The 18,427-nt window shown below is 64.9% G+C and carries 15 protein-coding genes; 9 read left to right on the forward strand and 6 right to left on the reverse strand.

Translation table 11 applies throughout. The features are described from left to right. Nucleotide 1: 1 nt before the first annotated feature. Nucleotides 2–430 carry an Hsp20/alpha crystallin family protein gene (locus tag ACSQ22_RS06050; RefSeq protein WP_055393269.1) on the reverse strand — a complete coding sequence of 143 codons (429 nt, stop codon included), beginning with the start codon at nucleotides 428–430 and terminating at the stop codon, nucleotides 2–4. A 322-nt stretch (nucleotides 431–752) separates the two neighbouring features. Here ACSQ22_RS06050 and ACSQ22_RS06055 point away from each other — a divergent pair, with 322 nt between their 5' ends. From ACSQ22_RS06055 to ACSQ22_RS06090, 8 genes are all read left to right on the forward strand, one after another. Continuing rightward, the gene (locus ACSQ22_RS06055) at nucleotides 753–3,419 is read left to right on the forward strand and encodes an FtsX-like permease family protein (protein ID WP_436129747.1); all 2,667 of its coding nucleotides are present in this window, start codon (nucleotides 753–755) and stop codon (nucleotides 3,417–3,419) included. A 373-nt stretch (nucleotides 3,420–3,792) separates the two neighbouring features. Beyond that, a complete protein-coding gene (locus ACSQ22_RS06060) occupies nucleotides 3,793–4,347 on the forward strand; it encodes an IPTL-CTERM sorting domain-containing protein (protein ID WP_436129748.1) in 555 nt (184 codons plus the stop codon). A gap of 27 nt (nucleotides 4,348–4,374) precedes the next feature. Beyond that, on the forward strand, nucleotides 4,375–5,310 hold the full coding sequence (locus tag ACSQ22_RS06065; RefSeq protein ID WP_436129749.1) for a collagen-like protein: 936 nt from the start codon (nucleotides 4,375–4,377) through the stop codon (nucleotides 5,308–5,310). A gap of 270 nt (nucleotides 5,311–5,580) precedes the next feature. Continuing rightward, the gene (locus ACSQ22_RS06070) at nucleotides 5,581–6,648 is read left to right on the forward strand and encodes a hypothetical protein (protein ID WP_436129750.1); all 1,068 of its coding nucleotides are present in this window, start codon (nucleotides 5,581–5,583) and stop codon (nucleotides 6,646–6,648) included. Between the two features lie 71 nt (nucleotides 6,649–6,719). Then, entirely contained in the window at nucleotides 6,720–7,769 is a 1,050-nt protein-coding gene (locus tag ACSQ22_RS06075; RefSeq protein ID WP_436129751.1) for a collagen-like protein, read from the forward strand. 167 nt (nucleotides 7,770–7,936) lie between these two features. Continuing rightward, complete coding sequence (locus ACSQ22_RS06080; protein ID WP_436129752.1) at nucleotides 7,937–9,007, forward strand: tetratricopeptide repeat-containing glycosyltransferase; 1,071 nt, start codon at nucleotides 7,937–7,939, stop codon at nucleotides 9,005–9,007. A gap of 31 nt (nucleotides 9,008–9,038) precedes the next feature. Further along, the gene (locus ACSQ22_RS06085; RefSeq protein ID WP_306553229.1) at nucleotides 9,039–10,112 is read left to right on the forward strand and encodes a PLP-dependent cysteine synthase family protein; all 1,074 of its coding nucleotides are present in this window, start codon (nucleotides 9,039–9,041) and stop codon (nucleotides 10,110–10,112) included. A gap of 49 nt (nucleotides 10,113–10,161) precedes the next feature. Beyond that, nucleotides 10,162–11,283, forward strand: coding sequence for a lipocalin-like domain-containing protein (locus tag ACSQ22_RS06090; protein WP_431149936.1), 1,122 nt, complete (start codon nucleotides 10,162–10,164; stop codon nucleotides 11,281–11,283). Nucleotides 11,284–11,346: 63 nt separating this feature from the next. On the opposite strand, the gene ACSQ22_RS06095 is transcribed toward ACSQ22_RS06090, so the two are convergent. From ACSQ22_RS06095 to ACSQ22_RS06115, 5 genes are all read right to left on the reverse strand, one after another. Then, entirely contained in the window at nucleotides 11,347–12,348 is a 1,002-nt protein-coding gene (locus ACSQ22_RS06095) for a branched-chain amino acid ABC transporter permease (protein WP_436129753.1), read from the reverse strand. A gap of 12 nt (nucleotides 12,349–12,360) precedes the next feature. Beyond that, on the reverse strand, nucleotides 12,361–13,245 hold the full coding sequence (locus ACSQ22_RS06100; RefSeq protein ID WP_010463953.1) for a branched-chain amino acid ABC transporter permease: 885 nt from the start codon (nucleotides 13,243–13,245) through the stop codon (nucleotides 12,361–12,363). A 98-nt stretch (nucleotides 13,246–13,343) separates the two neighbouring features. Then, on the reverse strand, nucleotides 13,344–14,540 hold the full coding sequence (locus ACSQ22_RS06105) for an ABC transporter substrate-binding protein (protein WP_055393256.1): 1,197 nt from the start codon (nucleotides 14,538–14,540) through the stop codon (nucleotides 13,344–13,346). A 57-nt stretch (nucleotides 14,541–14,597) separates the two neighbouring features. Further along, the gene (locus ACSQ22_RS06110; protein WP_055393254.1) at nucleotides 14,598–15,311 is read right to left on the reverse strand and encodes an ABC transporter ATP-binding protein; all 714 of its coding nucleotides are present in this window, start codon (nucleotides 15,309–15,311) and stop codon (nucleotides 14,598–14,600) included. Next, a complete protein-coding gene (locus tag ACSQ22_RS06115) occupies nucleotides 15,311–16,081 on the reverse strand; it encodes an ABC transporter ATP-binding protein (protein ID WP_055393252.1) in 771 nt (256 codons plus the stop codon). The genes ACSQ22_RS06110 and ACSQ22_RS06115 overlap by 1 nt, the downstream gene beginning before the upstream one ends. Nucleotides 16,082–16,456: 375 nt before the next feature. On the opposite strand from ACSQ22_RS06115, the gene ACSQ22_RS06120 reads away from it, so the two are divergent. After that, complete coding sequence (locus tag ACSQ22_RS06120; protein WP_436129754.1) at nucleotides 16,457–18,271, forward strand: ABC transporter transmembrane domain-containing protein; 1,815 nt, start codon at nucleotides 16,457–16,459, stop codon at nucleotides 18,269–18,271. Nucleotides 18,272–18,427 lie beyond the last annotated feature (156 nt).

Here is an 18,427-nt window from a genome sequence, read left to right on the forward strand (position 1 = left end):
GTTACTCGATGTTCAACCGCTGCGCCGCCTTGTTCACCTTCTTGGGCAGGTTCAGCGTCAGCACACCGTTGTCGTATTTGGCCTTGGCTTGTGCAGCGTCCACATCGGCGGGCAACTGGAAGCTGCGGGCCACCGCGCCGTAGTAGCGCTCCGAGCGCAGCACCTTCTCGCCTTCGCGCTTTTCATCGTGCTGGCGCACCTCGGCGCGCAGGCTGACCACATTGCCTTCAAGCGAGACATGGATGTCTTCCTTGGCCACGCCGGGCACTTCGGCCAACACGGTGTAGCCGTCCTCGGTTTCCTTCACGTCCACCTTGATCTGGCCGGGGCTGGGCAGGTTGTCGCCGTGCAGCGGGCGCACGTAAAAGCCCGGTGCAATGTCCTTGAAGAAGTCGTCAAACAGACTGCCGCGTGTCACAAGAGAGTTCATGGTTTTGCTCCTGAAAAGGGGTTGAGACAAACAACTGGGCCTGCGCAGGAGGGCGGGCCCCTGAGAAGGTGTGAACGAACCCCACATGCCCGCACATCCCGCCAAAACGCTCCCGCTCGTTGTTGCAAATGCTCGCCATGGCCCGAGCTATGGCTGCGCTTTGCGCCTAGATCGGAAACGTTTTGGCAGCCTGGTCGGGCACGCGGGGCTCATTCACACCTTCTGGCTCCAAGATAGGCGCAGCCTTTCGGCACTTCAAGAGGATGCAAAACGCAAGGTTGACCTGCATCAAACGCTGCTGGGACCAGCCCCTGCGGCCACAATGCAGGCCATGCTTGCATTGCTCCGCACCTTCTCCTGGCAGGACCTGCGCCACCACCCCTGGCGCAGCGCTACGGCGGTGGCTGCGGTGATGCTGGGCGTGGCGCTGGCGTTTGCGGTGCATGTGATCAATGCGTCGGCGCTGGACGAGTTTTCGCAGGCGGTGCGCGCCGTCAACGGTCAGCCCGACCTGGAATTGCGCGCCATGCAGGGCGATCTGCCCGAGGCGTTGTATGGGCAGCTTGCCACGCACCCCCAGGTGGCGCGCGCCAGCCCGCTGCTGGAGCTGTCGACCGTGGCGCGAGCCCTGCGACCGCAGCCGGGTGTAGCAAGCGTGCCCTCCCCCACCAGCGCCCCGCTGCGCGTGCTGGGCGTGGACGCCCTGCTGCTGCCCACCATGGCGCCCGCGCTTATGCCACGGCCCTGGGCGGGGGCCGACCGGCTGGCCCTTTTTGCACCGGCCACGGTGTTCCTCAATGCGGCGGCGTTGCAGGCACTGGGTCTGCCCACCACGCCCACCTCATCGACTGAACCGGCACCGCAACTCTTGCTGCAGGCCGGGCTGCAGCAATGGCCGGTGCAGGTGGCGGGCACGGTGGCCGCCGGGGGCGCACCCCTGGCGGTGATGGATATCGGCGCTGCGCAGGATCTGTTTGGCCGCGCGGGCCAGCTCAGCCGCATTGACCTGCAGCTGCGACCGGGCACCGACCGCAGCGCGTGGGAGCAGGCCGTGCGCGCGCTGCCCGGCTGGCCGTCGCAAGTGGTGTTTGCACAGCCGGGCGACGCGGCGCAGCGCATCAGCAATCTGTCGCGCGCCTACCGCGTGAACCTCACGGTGCTGGCGCTGGTGGCCTTGTTCACGGGCGCATTTCTGGTGTTTTCGGTGCTGGCGCTCAGCGTGGCGCAGCGTGCGCCGCAGTTTGCGCTGCTGGCCGTGCTGGGCGCCACACCGCGCCAGCGCCTGGCGCTGGTGCTGGCCGAATCCGCCGTGCTGGGCCTGGTGGGCAGCGCCGCCGGCATCGCCCTGGGCACGGCCCTGGCCGCTGCCGCGCTGCGCCTGCTGGGGGGCGACCTGGGCGGTGGCTACTTTGCGGGCGTTCAGCCTGTACTGCAGTGGAGCGCACCGGCGGCCCTGGTCTACGGCGCACTGGGTGTGCTGGCTGCACTGGTGGGGGGCTGGTGGCCCGCGCGCGCCGCGCAGACACTGCCGCCCGCGCAAACCTTGAAAGGCCTGGGCACCGTGTCCAGCCAGGCGGGCAAAGGCTGGATAGGTATTATTTTGATAGCTATTGGCGCTGTACTGACGAACGCTCCGCCCATTTTTGGCATACCACTTGCCGCGTACCTGGCCATCGGCCTGTTGCTGGTGGGCGGCATTGTCGTACTGCCCTGGGCCATGGCCTGGCTGTTGCACCACCTGCAGCCGCTGGCCGCACGCCACACCCTGGCACTGCTGGCACTGGAGCGCGCGCGGCGCATGCGGGGCACGGCCGCTATCGCAGTGGGCGGCGTGGTGGCCAGTCTGAGCCTGGCCGTCGCACTGACGGTGATGGTGTCGAGCTTTCGCGGCTCGGTCACGCAGTGGCTGGACGCCGTGCTGCCATCGCCCCTGTATGTGCGCTCGGCCCTGGGTGTGCCGGGCAGCGAGGCTGCACTGCTGCCTGCGGGCTTCGCCGAATCCGTCGCGCAATTACCTGGACTGGCGCGTGTGCAAGCCCTGCGCGCGAGCCCGCTGCAGCTGGATGCCACGCGCCCCGCGCTCACGGTCATCAGCCGCCCACTGGGTAACGATCCGGCGCAAAGTCTGCCACTGGTGGGCGAGGCCCTGCGCGTGCCCGCGGGGCGCACTGGCGTCTACATCAGCGAGGCGGTGGTGGACCTGTATGGGCTACGCCCTGGTATGGAGTGGCCTGCACTTTCTGATGCTTTTAGCCCCCTGGCGCTTGATAGGCAAGCGCAACCAGCTATCTTTCATATAGCAGGCGTATGGCGCGACTACGCCCGGCAGTCGGGCGCCGTGGCCATGGACCGCGCCGTGTGGCTAAGCCTGACGGGCGATGCCCGCACCAGCGACCTGGCGCTGTGGCCCGCCGAGGGAGCAGACATCGCAGCGTTGCAGGATTCGATCCGCGCAGTGGCAGCCGCGCAGGCGGGCCGTGCGCCCACGGCCCGGGAGAGCGCCAGCGCGGTGGACGGGGCCCTGGTGGAGTTCGTCTCCGCAGGCGCTATCCGTGAACGGTCGCTGCGCATCTTTGACCGCAGCTTTGCCGTCACCTACTGGCTACAGGCCGTGGCCATCGGCATCGGCCTGTTTGGTGTGGCCGCCAGCTTCAGCGCCCAAATCCTGGCGCGCCGCAAGGAGTTCGGCCTGCTCGCCCACCTGGGCCTCACGCGGCGCCAGATCCTGGCTGTGGTGGCCGGCGAAGGCGCCGCCTGGACGGGCGTGGGCGCGGCCGCAGGCTTGCTGCTGGGCCTTGGCGTTTCGGTGGTACTGGTGCACGTGGTCAACCCGCAGAGCTTTCACTGGACCATGGACCTCAGCCTGCCTGCCGGACGGCTGCTGGGCTTGTGCGTGGCCGTGGTCGCATCGAGCACCGTCACGGCGTGGCTGGCGGGGCGGGCTGCGGCGGGGCGGGATGCGGTGATGGCTGTGAAGGAAGACTGGTAGCCAGCGGAACACAGCCCCGCAACGGCCCAGCAGGCAATGCAACAAATTGGTGCAGACACGTCACACCGACCAAATTTTGTTTGCAAATTGCAAACTCTTTCACGAAGATAGTGAACACGCTACAAAAATCATCGCGCTGTAACCAGCAAACAGGCCGCAGGCATCCGCCCGAAACGAGCCTCACTGTGGTGCAGCGTTTGCCTGATCAACGAGGGAAAATCCAATGCAACGAAAGATTTCACGCCTTTTGGCCGGTTGTGCCATGGCCTTGTGCTTGTGCGCCCCTGCGGCAGCGCAAATTGTCATTCCACCCGGCGCCTCGCTGGACGCTCCAAGCGGCTCCATCGTTGATTTGAGCTGTAGCACCGTGGATATGCAAGGCACGCTCAACATCGGTGGCACGCTGAGTGTAGACAGCGACGTTACCTTCGGCTCCAGTGCCATCGTCTCCGGCAGCAACGGGATCATCTCGGTGGGTGGCAATCTCTCCGCCACAGGCCCCATCGACACAGGTAACAACACAGTGGTGCTGCGCGACGGCTGCATCGGCAACACCAGCCAGATCAGTGGCAATTTCGTGTTCCAGAACCTGACCTTGTCCAGCACCACGGGCCGCACCTTTGTCATCCCCGCAGGCGCCAACATCACCGTGCTGGGCACCCTGACTCTGCAAGGAGCGCCCGGTCAAAACATCCAGCTGGTCTCCTCGGGCGGCGGCACTGCCGTCATCAACCTGGGCCCCGGCGCAACGGTCACCCGTGACAACGCCACTGTCAATGGCGGCGTGCAAATCGGCGGCGCGGCAGCAGCCACCAACATTCCAACTTTGAGCGAATACGGCCTCATGCTGATGGCATTGTTGATGGGCTTGGCAGCCTTGTGGCACCAACGCCGTGCCCCAGGCGTAACGGGCAATCGACGCAGCTGAAACTGCCGGAACCAGGAGTTTTCATCCATGAAGTCATCTTTTCATCCCCTGCGTCTGATCTGCGCCCTGAGCGCTGTCTATGCACTGCACACGCCCCTGGCCCTGGCTGCCGATCTCAGCTTCACCCCGCCCAGCGGCGGCGGTTTTGTGATCAAGAGCCCAGGCGGTGCCCAGGAACGGTTTCGTGTGCAGGGCACTGGCGAGGTCACCGTCCCCGGCTTGAACGGGGCCCCCACCGCCAACAACCTCACCTGCTTTGATGGCGCCGGGCGCCTGGGGCCTTGTGCCGCAGGCATTGGCTCCGGCGCCACGGGCGCAACAGGCCCCACCGGGGCGACCGGTGCAACAGGCGTGACCGGCCCCACCGGTGCCACAGGTTCCACAGGTACTGCTGGTGTTACTGGCGCCACCGGCCCGACAGGTGCCACAGGAGCTACAGGCGCTTCGGGCACCGGTGCCACTGGCGCAACAGGCGCCACTGGGGCCACGGGAGCTACCGGCGTGACGGGCCCCACGGGAGTCACAGGTGCAACGGGCGCCACGGGTGCAGACAGCACCGTCCAAGGGCCTACGGGGCCTACAGGGGCTCAAGGCCTGCAGGGCATTCCAGGGCCTACCGGCGCTACCGGTGCAGACAGTACCGTGCCCGGGCCCACAGGGACCACCGGTGCAACTGGACCTACTGGCGCTACTGGAGCGACTGGTGCCACAGGGGTTGCGGGGCCATTGACACTGGAGACGGTAACCAACCCTGGATCATGGGCCGCCAATGCTGGTGCGGTTTCGGTGACGGCAACGTGCACTGGAGGGAAAACGGTGGTCAGTGGGGGATGCCGCATTACACAAAACGCCGATGCCCACTATTTTGGGGGCGGCTACCCAGCTTCAACGACCCAATGGACCTGTGAGTACAGCGTGTTCGGAGCATCACTTCAGGCCATGGCCTACGCCATCTGCCAGTAGTTGAGGACCTTCCCCCATCGCGTACCGCACACGGGGCATGGATGCAACAACGCACATGCCCCGTCCAACGCATGGGATGGAATGTCTTTGTGATGAGCCGCGCAACCCACTGATGTGGGACAGTCGGCTGCATCACTGTTCAGCTCGCTTTCGCGGTTGCCGACAAGCGGCGGCTTGCGTCACGGGGTGATACCTGACTTGGCATTGTCCCGCCACACTTCCCAGAGCTTCATCCAGAAGCCACATCCTCAACCAGCCCAGCACACCACCATGAAGCCCAAGTACCAACCACGCTACCTGTTCGCTGTGCTGGGAGCCGCCTACGCACTGCACACGCCACTGGTCCTGGCTGCCGATATCAGCTTCACCCCGCCCAGCGGCGGCGGTTTTGTGATCAAGAGCCCGGGCGGTGCCCAGGAACGGTTTCGTGTGCAGGGCACTGGCGAGGTCACCGTCCCCGGCCTGAACGGTGCCCCCACCGCCAACAACCTCACCTGCTTTGATGGCGCCGGGCGCCTCGGGCCCTGTGCGGCAGGTATCGGATCTGGCGCCACGGGTGCCACCGGCCCTACCGGTCCGACCGGCGCAACGGGTGCCACCGGGACAGGCGCCACGGGAACGACTGGCGCCACAGGGCCTACCGGCTCCACCGGAGCGACCGGAGCCACAGGCTCCACAGGCGCGACCGGAGCAGATAGCATGGTGGCAGGGCCTCAAGGGCTTCAAGGCATTCAAGGTCCCACGGGGCCAACCGGCGCAGACAGCGTAGTGCCCGGACCACAGGGCCTCCAGGGCATTCAAGGGATTGCAGGGCCTACCGGACCGACGGGCGCGACTGGCGCCACAGGGGCGGCGGGCACATCAGGTGGCGGGGTAACCGTTCAAGACAACAACGGCGTCAACCTTGGTACTGTCGTCGACATGTCCGTCAGCAGCCAGTCGTTTGTAGCCTTCCTGACTTCGACAAAACACTACGTCAAGTTGCGCTTCAACGGAACGATTCAAAACGAATCCTCTATCTATTTCGCTTCGGCTGACTGCACAGGCACACCCTATGGCGGTAGCGGGGGGACTTCGGGCAATCCACGTTTTGCCAAGACCGTGGTCTATAGGACAACAGGCCAGCTTTACACCCTTGCAAACCCCGACGCCAATGGTTTGGCCACTCCCGTTCCACAAGCCACGCTAGGTATCACGGTTGCCTCCATTGAAGACAGCACCTCCGGAGCTTGCACCTCCTCGGCCTCTACCCAACACATGTTCCCACTAACCCTAGTGACGCCAGCAGCGGTAGGGTTGCCAGCCAGCGTTGCAGCGCCGCTTTCGTTCGGACCTTGAGTGCAAGACTTGAGTGGCCACACCCCTCTGGGGCTTCTCGACCCATCCCCTTCTTCTCAGTCTTACCAACCATGAAGACCAAATACAAAACTCTCTCCTTGGTGGCCGCCCTGGGTGTGGTTTACGCGTACACGCCGCTGGCCCTGGCGGCGGACATTTCCGTCACCCCCCCCAGCGGTGGCGGCTTCGTGGTCAAGAGCCCTGGCAGCGGCCAAGAGCGGTTTCGCGTGCAGGGCACAGGTGAAGTCACCGTCCCCGGCCTGAACGGCGCCGCCACCGCCAACAACCTCACCTGCTTTGATAGCGCCGGGCGCCTGGGGCCTTGTGCTGCTGGCATTGGCTCGGGCGCCACCGGCGCAACAGGCCCCACCGGGGCGACCGGTGCCACAGGCGTGACCGGCCCCACCGGTGCCACAGGTACTGCTGGTGTTACTGGCGCCACCGGCCCGACAGGTGCCACTGGAGCGACCGGCGCTTCGGGCACCGGTGCCACGGGCGCAACAGGCGCCACCGGGGCCACGGGCGCTACCGGTGTGACGGGCCCCACGGGGGTCACGGGTGCAACGGGCGCCACGGGTGCAGACAGCACCGTACAAGGACCTACTGGCCCTACAGGGGCTCAAGGCCTCCAGGGCATTCCTGGGCCTACCGGCGCTACCGGTGCCGACAGTACCGTGCCCGGGCCAACCGGGACCACCGGCTCAACGGGTGCTACTGGAGCGACTGGTGCTACCGGGGCTACTGGTGCCACAGGGGTTGCTGGAAGTGGAGGCTACCGCTGGCAGAGCATCATCGTGGCCACTGCAACCACCACATCGGGTTACATGAACGGTGCATCGGTCTCTGCAGGTGGCACCTTCTATGCCATGCCTTCAAACTGCACCATCGCTAACGTCAACGTGCGCACCATAAACGCCTTCCCCGCGCTAACAGCAACCTTGCTCAAGGGCAACGGCTATGTAGCCCCCAGTGCTGTCAGCTCCTGTTCCGGCGCACCTTGCACTATCGCGGCAAACCAAGCGTTTAATGCAGGCGATTCTTTCGCAGTCACATTGGATGCTGGCGGTGCTCAGCTAGGCACCACCAGTGGCGGGCTTTCTGTTGAGTTTTTGTGCCAGTAGCAGCGGCTCGTTCACACCCCAGGCTCCGACCAACTTGCGCTTTGCCATGAGTGCATGAACCTAACCTGTGTTTAAAAGGCGGTTCCGTCGCGGTACTGCGGAACCGCATCCAAGGCGCGGACTACCGCACTCCGCTGAGCTCCCCGCCGCACGTCGGACGTTAACTCATGCGTAACATTACGCTCAACATGATCATCAAGAACGAGGCCCCGGTGATCACCCGGTGCCTCGCTTCGGTCAAGCCCTGGATAGACCACTGGGTCATCGTGGACACGGGCTCCACCGATGGCACGCAGGACATCGTCCGCGAGTTCATGCACGACGTTCCCGGTACCCTGTTCGAGCGCCCCTGGAAGAACTTTGCGCACAACCGCAACGAAGCACTGGAGTTGGCACGCCCGTATGGCGGCTACCTGCTCTTCATTGATGCCGACGAGCAACTGCGTGTGCCGCCCGACTTTTCCTGGCCCGCGCTCTCGGCCGACGGCTACACCCTGACCTGCCACATGGACGGCTGGGAATACCAGCGCAACAGCCTGATTGCCACACGCATCGGCTGGCACTGGGAGGGCGTGCTGCACGAGTACCTGACCGCCAAGCAGCACGGCCCCTGGCAGACGCTGCAGGGGCCGGTCATTCACGTCTCCCATGATGGCGCCCGTGCACGCGACCCGGAGACTTACCTGCGCGACATGGCCTTGCTGGAGCAGGCCGTGCGGGACGACCCCACCAACACGCGCAACGTGTTCTACCTGGCCCAGAGCTGCCGCGATGCCGGGAAGATCGAGCCCAGTTTGTTGTGGTACCAGCGCCGGGTGGACATGGGGGGCTGGGAAGAAGAGCGCTGGTACGCCCTGTTCCAGATCGCCGTGCTGCACGAGCGCAACCAGGCCCCCACCTCCACCGTGCGCGAGGCCTATCTGGCCGCCTACGCAGCCCGCCCCCAGCGGGCTGAACCGCTGTGCGAACTGGCCCGCTACCACCGCGAACGTGGCGAACATGCGCTCGCCACGGTGTTTGCGCTGCAGGCGTCGCAGATCGCGCAACCCGCAGACATTCTTTTTGTGGACACACAGGTGTACGCCTGGCGTGCACTGGACGAGCTGGCCGTCAGTGCCTTCTACACCCCCCACCGTGATCTGGGCCGTGCCGCGCTGCAGCGGCTGCTGGCCGAACGCCGCTACCCTGAGGCACAAGCCCAGCGCATAGAGGCCAACCAGGCGTTCTACGGGCTTTGACAACCCTGGTGACCCGACGAGGGCTGCGACAATGCAGCCCATGCAGAAACAGCCCTCCGCTTCCCCCTGGCTCCACGAAGCCATCGCCCGCATCGAAGCCGACTACCAGCGCAGCGCCGACACGCACCTGATCCCACTGCGCATGCCTGCCTTTGCCGTGCATGGCATTGACCTGTACCTCAAGGACGAATCCACCCACCCCACAGGCAGCCTCAAGCACAGGCTGGCACGGTCGCTGTTTCTGTATGCACTGTGCAATGGCTGGGTGCATGAGGGCTCGACCATCGTCGAGTCGTCGAGCGGCTCCACCGCAGTGAGCGAAGCCTACTTTGCGCGGCTGCTAGGGCTGCCGTTCGTGGCGGTGATGCCGCGCACCACGTCGCCCGAAAAAATTGCGCAAATCGAGTTCCATGGCGGGCGTTGCCACTTCGTGGACAGCGCGGGCGCGGTGTACGACGCGGCCCGCACCATTGCCGCCGAAACCGGCGGCCACTACATGGACCAGTTCACTTATGCCGAGCGGGCCACCGACTGGCGCGGCAACAACAACATTGCCGAGAGCATGTTCACGCAGATGGCGCGCGAGCCGCACCCGGTGCCGCGCTGGATTGTGGTGGGCGCGGGCACGGGCGGCACCAGCGCCACCATTGGCCGCTATGTGCGCTACCAGCGCCATGCCACGCAGGTGTGTGTGGCCGACCCGGCTGGTTCGGTGTTCAGCGCCTACCACCGCACAGGCGATGCCGCGCTGACAGCGCCGGGCTCACGCATCGAGGGCATCGGCCGGCCGCGTGTGGAGCCGAGCTTTATCCGCACGCTGGTGGACCGCATGGTGGATGTGGCGGACTGCGAATCGGTTGCTGCCATGCGCGCGCTGTCGCAGTTGCTGGGACGGCGTGTGGGGCCGTCCACGGGCACCAACTTTGTAGCCATGCTCACGCTGGCCAGCGAGATGCGCGAGCGGGGCGAGCGCGGCTCCATCCTGTCGCTGCTGTGTGATGCGGGCGAGCGCTACCTGCCCACGTACTTCGACACCGACTGGGTGGACCGCACGTTTGGCGATTGCTCGGCGGCGCAGCAGAAGGTGGATGCGTTGATGGGCTGAGCGCCCAGCCCCGTCCCGCAATTCCATCCCGTACCTTGATCCCCACACCATGCACAGCTCCACACGCCGCCAGTGGCTGATGGGGGCCAGCCTGCAGGCAGCCGGGCTGGGTGCGCTGCTCTGGCCGGGTGCGGCGCAAGCACTGCCCGCGCGCGCTCTGGCCTTTCCGCGCGACCACGGCAGCCACCCGGAGCTGCGCACCGAGTGGTGGTACATCACCGGCCATGTGCAAGCGCAGGGCCAGCCTTGGGGGTTTCAGCTCACGTTTTTCCGCTCACGGGTGGACGCCACACAGGGCCTGCAGTCGGCGTTTGCTGCCAAGCAGCTGCTGTTCGCGCATGCGGCCATCACCGATGTGAAAGGCCAGCGCCTGCAGCATGACCAGCGTATTGCGCGCGCGGGCTTTGGTGTGGCGCAGGCCAGCCAGGCCGACACACACATCCGCCTGCAGGACTGGACGCTGGAGCGCGTTGATGTGCCCCACAACACGCCCGGAGAGGCGCCGCGCAGCCGCTACACCACGCGCATCACCGGCAGCGAGCTGGGGCTGGAGCTGCAGTTCGACAGCACGCAGCCCGTGCTGCTGCAAGGCCAGCAAGGCCTGTCGCGCAAGGGGCCGGAAGCGACGCAGGCGAGCTACTACTACAGCCAGCCGCAGCTGGCCGTGAGCGGGCACCTGACAGTGGCGGGCCGCCGCATGGCGGTCGAGCCGGGCACCGGCCGCGCGTGGATGGACCACGAGTGGAGCGAGGCGCTGATGCACCCCGAGGCCCAGGGCTGGGATTGGATCGGCATGAACCTGGCCGATGGCAGCGCGCTCACGGCCTTCCGCCTGCGGCGCGCGGATGGGTCTGCGCTGTGGGCCGGAGGGTCGTGGCGGGCACCCGGGCAGGCCGTGCAGGTGTTTGGCGCGCAGGCCGTGATCTTCACCCCGCTGCGCACCTGGACCAGCCCGCACAGCGGCGCGCGCTACCCGGTGCAGTGGCGGGTGCTGACGCCCGTAGGCGAGTTTGAGGTGCGCGCCCTGCTGGACAACCAGGAGCTGGACAGCAGTGGGTCCAGCGGCGCGATTTACTGGGAGGGGCTGTCCGACCTGCTGGACGGCAGTGGGCAGCCTGTGGGCCGGGGCTATCTGGAGATGACCGGATATGCAAAGCCGCTGCGCCTGTGAGGGCGGCAGCGGCTTTTTGAGCAGCATCCAGGTAGCAGCCCGCCGTTGCGGGCCATGACGGGGTCAGTGCTTGGCAGTGTTGCCCGCGCGGCGCTGTGCCAGCCAGGCAATGATTTCGCCCATGATGCCCCGGCGGAAGGCCAGCACGCAGATCACGAAGATCAGCCCCGTGACCATGGTGACGGATTCGCCCAGGGTCTTGAACCACTCCACGCTGGTCAGCGCCGCCAGCAGGTTGCCGAATTCACCGATCTTGTTTTCGAGCAGAACCACCACGGCCGAGCCGATGAGCGGGCCCGACAGTGTGCCCAGGCCGCCCACCAGCGTCATCAGGATGACCTGACCCGAGGCCGTCCAGTGCACGTCCGACAGCGTGGCAAAGCCGAGCACAAGCGTCTTGAGGGAGCCCGCCAGCCCCGCCAGCGCAGCCGACAGCACAAAGGCCAGCAGCTTGAAGCGGTGTGTGTCGTACCCCAGAGAGATTGCGCGGGGCTCGTTCTCTTTGATTCCCTTGAGCACCTGGCCGAACGGCGAGTGGATGGTGCGCACGATAACCAGGAACGCAGCCACCACGATGACCAGCGCCACGTAGTACATGACCAGATCGTCCTTCAGATCGATCAGGCCAAAGAGCTTGCCGCGCGGCACGCCCTGCAAGCCGTCTTCACCCCCGGTGAAGGGCGCTTGCAAGCACACAAAGAACAGCATCTGGGCCAGCGCCAGCGTGATCATTGAAAAATAAATGCCCTGGCGGCGGATGGCCAGCCAGCCAAACAGCAGGCCCAGAAAAGCCCCCCCGGCCGTGCCGAGCAGCAGGCCCACCTCGGGCGTGAGGCCCCACACCTTGATGGCATGCCCCGCCACGTAGGCCGCCCCGCCCAAAAAAGCTGCATGCCCGAATGACAGCAGGCCGGTGTAGCCCAGCAGCAGGTTGAACGCCGAAGCAAACAGTGCAAAGCACATGAGCTTCATCACAAAGATGGGATATGCACCAAGGAAGGGGGCGGCAATCAGGCCCAGCAGTAGCAGGCCGTAGCCGATGGTGGCAGTGTTCTTGAGATTCATGCTGGCTGCCCCTTATTTTTCTTTGCCGAACAGGCCGGCGGGGCGGATGAGGAGAACGATGACCATGATGACAAACACCACGGTGGACGATGCTTCGGGATAGAAGACCTTGGTGAAGCCTTCGATGACGCCCAGGCCCAGCCCGGTCAGGATGGAGCCCATGATGGAGCCCATGCCGCCAATCACCACCACGGCAAACACCACGATGATGAGGTTCTGGCCCATGAGCGGCGTGACCTGGTAGACCGGGGCCGCTAGCACGCCAGCGAAGGCAGCCAGCGCGGCGCCAAAGGCGTAGGTCAGGGTCACCATCACGGGCACGTTGATGCCGAAAGCTTCCACCAGGCGTGGGTTTTCAGTGCCAGCGCGCAGATAAGCGCCGAGCTTGGTCTTCTCGATCACATACCAGGTGGCCAGGCACACCACCACCGAGGCCACCACCACCCAGGCCCGGTAGTTGGGCAGGATCATGAAGCCCAGGTTGGTCGCGCCTTCCAGCAGCTCAGGGGTGTCATAGCCCAGGCCCGACACGCCATAGATGGAGCGGAACACGCCTTCAATCAGCAAGGTGAGTCCGAGCGTAAGCAGCAGGCCATAAAGATGGTCGAGCTTGTAGATCCAGCGCAGCAGTAGGCGTTCGATCAACACCCCAAACAAGCCCACCACCAGCGGCGCCAGCACCAGCATCCACCAATAGTTGATGCCGAAGTAGTTCATCGCCATCCAGGTCATCAGGGCGCCCGTCATGAACAGCGCCCCGTGGGCGAAGTTGATGACGTTGAGCAGGCCAAAGATCACGGCCAGGCCGAGACTGAGGATGGCGTAGAACGACCCATTGACCAGCCCCAGAAGGAGCTGGCTCAACAGGCCCGGCAATGAGACACCAAAAATTTCCATGGGAGGCAGCGGCAGGTGGAGGGGGTTCAGGTCAGGGGGCACAACGCGCCAGGCCAGCCCATCTGGGCGGCTGAGCGCGTTGAGTCCGGCTCAGGGCTTTACTTCCAGAGCGCGCACTTGCTCTCAGCCTTGGTGGTGAACACCGTGTCGCCGGGCAGCTTCTTGACGAGCTTGTAGTAGTCCCAGGGCTTGGTGGACTCCGAAGGCTTCTTCACTTCCATCAGGTACATGTCATGCACGTAACGGCCATCGGGGCGCAGTTGGCCCGACGCAAAGAAGTCGTTCATCTTCATGCCGCGCCATGTGGCCATGACCTTGTCGGCATCCACCGTCTTGGCTGCTTCCACGGCCTTGAGGTAGTTCATCGTGGCGGAGTAATCGGCCGCCTGGATTTCGGTGGGCATGCGCTTGGTCTTCTCGAAGAAACGCGCGGCAAACTTGCGCGTGTCGTCGTTCAGATCCCAGTACCAGCTGGTGGTGAATTGCAGGCCTTCGGTGTTGCGCAGGCCCAGGCTGTGCACGTCGCTGATGAAGATCAGCAGACCCGCCAGCTTCATGCTCTTGCCAATCCCGAACTCCTTGGCAGCCTTGATGGCGTTGATGGTGTCGCCGCCAGCATTGGCGAGACCCAGAATCTGTGCCTTGGAGTTCTGCGCCTGCAACAGGAAGGACGAGAAGTCGGACGCGTTGAGCGGGTGGCGCACGGTGCCCACCACGGTGCCGCCCTTGGCCTTGACCACCGTGCTGGTATCGGCTTCGAGTGCATGGCCGAACGCATAGTCTGCCGTGAGGAAGTACCAGGACTTGCCGCCGGTATCCACGATGGCCGAACCCGTGCCCTTGGCCAACGCCACGGTGTCATAGGCATAGTGCACGGTGTAGGGCGTGCACTGGTCGTTGGTCAGCGCCGAACTGGCGGCGCCGTTGTTGATGTACACACGTTTCTTTTCGGCCGCCACCTTGGCCGATGCCAGGGCCGTGCCAGAGTTGGTGCCACCAAACAGCATGGTCAGGCCCTGGGTGTCGATCCACTCGCGGGCCTTGGAAGCCGCGATGTCGGCCTTGTTCTGGTGGTCTGCGGTGAGCAGCTCGATGGGCATGCCCAGCACCTTGCCGCCAAAATCATCAATCGCCATCTGGATGGCCACCGCACCGTTCTTGCCCTCCACGTCGGCGTACAGGCTGGACATGTCGGTGATGAAGCCGATCTTGACCTTGTCTTGCGCATGCGCGGCCGAGGTGGCCAGGCCAGCGGCGCCCAGCACCAGTGCCAGCGTTTTGAGTTTGTTCTTCATGGATTGTCTCCTGTGGGTGTGGTTGAAGAAAACGGGAAGCAAGACTTCGGGGCGCGTTCAAACGCCCAGCAGTTCGGTGAGCACGGGCATCTTTTCTTCCAGCTCCGACGCGCCGAATTTTTCGACGATGCGGCCGTGCTCCATGACGTAAAAGCGGTCGGCGAGCGGTGCGGCAAAGCGGAAGTTCTGCTCGACCATGACCACGGTGTAGCCTTTCTCGCGCAGCATCATGATCATGCGGGCCAAGGCCTGCACGATGACCGGCGCCAGGCCCTCGGAAATCTCGTCGAGCAGCAGCAACTTGGCGCCAGTGCGCAGAATGCGGGCCACGGCCAGCATCTGCTGTTCGCCGCCCGACAGGCGTGTTCCCTGGCTGTTCTTGCGCTCGGCCAGGTTGGGGAACATGGCATAGATCTCCTGCACCGACATGCCGGGCGTGCCGGTCTTCAGTGCCGGGGGCAGGAGCAGGTTTTCTTCGCACGACAGGCTGGAGAAGATGCCGCGCTCTTCCGGGCAGTAGCCCACGCCCAGGTGCGCAATGCGGTGCGTGGCCATGTGGATGGTCTCCACACCATGGATCTTGACCGAGCCCTTGCGCGCACCGGTCAGGCCCATGATGGCGCGCATGGTGGTGGTGCGGCCCGCGCCGTTGCGGCCCAGCAGCGTGACCACCTCGCCGGGCTGCACAACGATGTCCACACCATGGAGCACGTGCGACTCGCCGTACCAGGCTTCAAGGTTCTTGATTTCGAGGGCGGGAGCGGCAGCCATCAATGCGCTCCTTGGAGTTGACCGTCGGTGGTGCCCATGTAGGCTTCCATGACCTGTGGGTTGTTCGAAACTTCTTCGTAGGGCCCCTCAGCCAGCACTGCGCCGCGCTGCAGCACGGTGATGCGGTCCGCAATGGTGGAGACGACCTTCATGTTGTGCTCGACCATCAAGATGGTGCGACCGGCAGAGACCTTTTTGATCAGCTGGGTGACGCGGTCCACGTCTTCGTGGCCCATGCCCTGGGTGGGCTCGTCCAGCAGCATCAGCTCGGGTTCCATGGCCAGTGTGGTGGCGATCTCCAGCGCGCGCTTGCGGCCGTACGGCAGGTTGACCGTCACTTCGTCGGCCAAGTCTTCCAGGCCCACTTCTGTCAACAACTGCATCGCGCGGTCGTCCAGTTGCGACAGGGTGCGCTCGCTGCGCCAGAAGTGGAACGAGGTGCCCAGCTTGCGCTGCAGGCCCAGGCGCACGTTCTCCATCAGCGTGAGGTGGGGGAACACCGCCGAGATCTGGAACGAGCGGATGACGCCGCGGCGCGCGATCTGTGCGGGCTGCTCTCGCGTGATGTCGTGCCCGTTGAACCGGATGGTGCCCGAGGTGGGTGTGAGAAACTTGGTCAGCAGGTTGAAACACGTGGTCTTGCCTGCGCCGTTGGGGCCGATCAGCGCATGGATGGAGCCCCGGCGGACGGCCAGATTCACATCGCTGACGGCGGTGAAGCCCTTGAACTCTTTGGTCAGGCTGTGGGTTTCAAGAATGACGTCGCTCATTGCGCCTGGGTCGCTCCGTTGGGTGCTGGGGAAAGAAGCCTTGGCCAGCAAGGTCCTCATACATGCGTTGTGATCGCAGTGCATCGTATGCCCCCCTACCCCGCAGTAGATACTGGGACTAATGCCTATGTATAAACGCCTACGCTTTCGGACATCGCGACCTGCGGCGGTGCCCATGGCAACGGTGCACAGGCACGGCATCGCCCGCCCTTGCTGGTTTTGGAGGCGATACCCCGCACAAAGCGGTCTGTGGCTCGCCCCCGCTCACGCGTCAGCCCGCCAGGCAGAACACTGACTTTTTTCTTACATCTTGTCTTGCCAGTGCCACGATGGCGCGCCCAGCGGCGCATGGACGGTCCCTCTACACTGACCCCCATGGCTTCCACCCCCACTCAACCCTCCAGCGGCGCCCCACGGTCCCTGACGGGCCTCCTTCCCTTTCTGCGACCGTACCGCGCACGCATCGCGCTGTCGGTGGTGTTCCTGGTACTGGCAGCGCTTGCCACCCTGGCCTTCCCCCTGGCCTTGCGCAACCTGGTCGATGGTGGCCTGGTGAACCCCGACAAGGGAGCCCAAACCATGGCACTGCGCAATCATTTCGAGGCGCTGTTTGCCGTGGCGGTGGCACTGGGGGTGTTCTCCGCCGCGCGGTTTTACATGGTGAGCTGGCTGGGCGAGCGGGTGACCGCCGACCTGCGCAACGCGGTATACGGACATGTGCTGCAACAAAGCCCGCAGTTCTTTGAGACCACCCAGACCGGCGAAGTGCTGTCGCGCCTGACCACCGACACCACGCTGGTACAGACCGTCGTCGGCTCCTCCCTGTCGATGGGACTGCGCAACGCCGTGATGGGGGTCGGGGCGCTGGCCATGCTGGTGTGGACCAACCCCTACGTCATGTCGGTGGTCATGGTGGCCGTGGTGCTGGTGGTGCTACCCACCATGTGGATCGGCAGGCGCGTGCGGCGCCTGTCGCGCGACAGCCAGGACCGGGTGGCCGATTCCAGCGCCATAGCGGCCGAGGTGCTCAATGCCGTGCCGGTGGTGCAAAGTTACACGGCAGAACCCCGCGAGACCACCCGCTTCATGCAGGCCACCGAGAACGCGTTCCAGGTCGCCATCAAGCGCACCGGGGCCCGCGCCCTGCTCGTGGCCTTCATCATCATTGCAAACGCCGCACTGCTGCTCTGGGGGCTGTACCGGGGCACGGAGGCGGTGTTGGCGGGCAAGATGACAGCCGGGCATCTGGGGCAGACCGTGGTGTATGTGATCTTGCTGGCCGGTGCCGTGGCCGTGCTGGGCGAGGTCTATGGCGATCTGCTGCGCGCTGCGGGCGCCACGGAGCGGCTGATGGAATTGCTCGCGACCCGATCGCCCGTGGCAGACCCGATCGCGCCGCAGGACCTGCCTGTATCGGAACGGGGGCTGGAGGTGGAGTTTGAGAACGTGTGGTTCCACTACCCCTCGCGCCCCGACCAGCCCGCGCTGCACGACTTTACGCTGCACCTGGCGCCGGGCGAAACGGTGGCGCTGGTGGGCGCCAGCGGCGCGGGCAAAACCACGGTGTTCCAGCTGCTGCAGCGCTTTTACGACGTGGACACCGAGGCACAGGGCCAACCCCAGGGCGCCATCCGCCTCAACGGTGTGGACATCCGCCAACTGCGCCTGGAAACCCTGCGCTTGCACACGGGCACCGTACCGCAGGACGCCGTGATTTTCTCGGCATCGGCCATGGACAACATCCGCTACGGGCGCCCCCAGGCGACAGACGAAGAAGTCATGGCAGCCACACGTGCCGCCTTTGCATACGACTTCATCATGGCGCTGCCCGAGGGCTATGGCACTTTCCTGGGTGAACGGGGCGTGCGGCTGTCCGGCGGCCAGCGACAGCGCATTGCCATTGCCCGGGCCATGCTCAAAAACCCGCCCCTGCTCCTGCTAGACGAAGCCACCAGCGCGCTGGACGCAGAGAGCGAACGCATGGTGCAGGCGGCGTTGGATACCGCCATGCAGCGCCACACAGGTCGGCGCACCACGCTGGTCATTGCCCACAGGCTGGCCACGGTGCAGAACGCGGACCGCATTGTGGTGCTGGAACATGGGCGCATCGTTGAGCAAGGCACCCACACGGCCCTGCTGGCGCAAGGCGGCGTCTATGCCCGCCTGGCGGCGTTGCAGTTCACGGTGTAACGCCCGCACTGTCAGATCGCGGCCAACAGTGGGGGTTTACGGAGGGTTTCCGGCTAATCCCAGGCCGCCCGTCATATTGATATCAAATTGATAGCAATACTGTCTTACCCATCAAGCGCCAGCAGCCTAAAACATTTAATATTTTGGCCCCAAGCA

Source organism: Acidovorax sp. LjRoot38 (assembly GCF_964252975.1).
In the GTDB taxonomy this organism is placed as follows: Bacteria; Pseudomonadota; Gammaproteobacteria; order Burkholderiales; family Burkholderiaceae_C; genus Acidovorax; species Acidovorax facilis.

Bases quoted from the DNA above. Each gene is read 5' to 3' on its own strand.
- ACSQ22_RS06050 (WP_055393269.1), bottom strand. From the start codon at position 430: ATGAACTCTCTTGTGACACGCGGCAGTCTGTTTGACGACTTCTTCAAG.
- ACSQ22_RS06055 (WP_436129747.1), top strand. From the start codon at position 753: ATGCAGGCCATGCTTGCATTGCTCCGCACCTTCTCCTGGCAGGACCTG.
- ACSQ22_RS06060 (WP_436129748.1), top strand. From the start codon at position 3,793: ATGCAAGGCACGCTCAACATCGGTGGCACGCTGAGTGTAGACAGCGAC.
- ACSQ22_RS06065 (WP_436129749.1), top strand. From the start codon at position 4,375: ATGAAGTCATCTTTTCATCCCCTGCGTCTGATCTGCGCCCTGAGCGCT.
- ACSQ22_RS06070 (WP_436129750.1), top strand. From the start codon at position 5,581: ATGAAGCCCAAGTACCAACCACGCTACCTGTTCGCTGTGCTGGGAGCC.
- ACSQ22_RS06075 (WP_436129751.1), top strand. From the start codon at position 6,720: ATGAAGACCAAATACAAAACTCTCTCCTTGGTGGCCGCCCTGGGTGTG.
- ACSQ22_RS06080 (WP_436129752.1), top strand. From the start codon at position 7,937: ATGCGTAACATTACGCTCAACATGATCATCAAGAACGAGGCCCCGGTG.
- ACSQ22_RS06085 (WP_306553229.1), top strand. From the start codon at position 9,039: ATGCAGCCCATGCAGAAACAGCCCTCCGCTTCCCCCTGGCTCCACGAA.
- ACSQ22_RS06090 (WP_431149936.1), top strand. From the start codon at position 10,162: ATGCACAGCTCCACACGCCGCCAGTGGCTGATGGGGGCCAGCCTGCAG.
- ACSQ22_RS06095 (WP_436129753.1), bottom strand. From the start codon at position 12,348: ATGAATCTCAAGAACACTGCCACCATCGGCTACGGCCTGCTACTGCTG.
- ACSQ22_RS06100 (WP_010463953.1), bottom strand. From the start codon at position 13,245: ATGGAAATTTTTGGTGTCTCATTGCCGGGCCTGTTGAGCCAGCTCCTT.
- ACSQ22_RS06105 (WP_055393256.1), bottom strand. From the start codon at position 14,540: ATGAAGAACAAACTCAAAACGCTGGCACTGGTGCTGGGCGCCGCTGGC.
- ACSQ22_RS06110 (WP_055393254.1), bottom strand. From the start codon at position 15,311: ATGGCTGCCGCTCCCGCCCTCGAAATCAAGAACCTTGAAGCCTGGTAC.
- ACSQ22_RS06115 (WP_055393252.1), bottom strand. From the start codon at position 16,081: ATGAGCGACGTCATTCTTGAAACCCACAGCCTGACCAAAGAGTTCAAG.
- ACSQ22_RS06120 (WP_436129754.1), top strand. From the start codon at position 16,457: ATGGCTTCCACCCCCACTCAACCCTCCAGCGGCGCCCCACGGTCCCTG.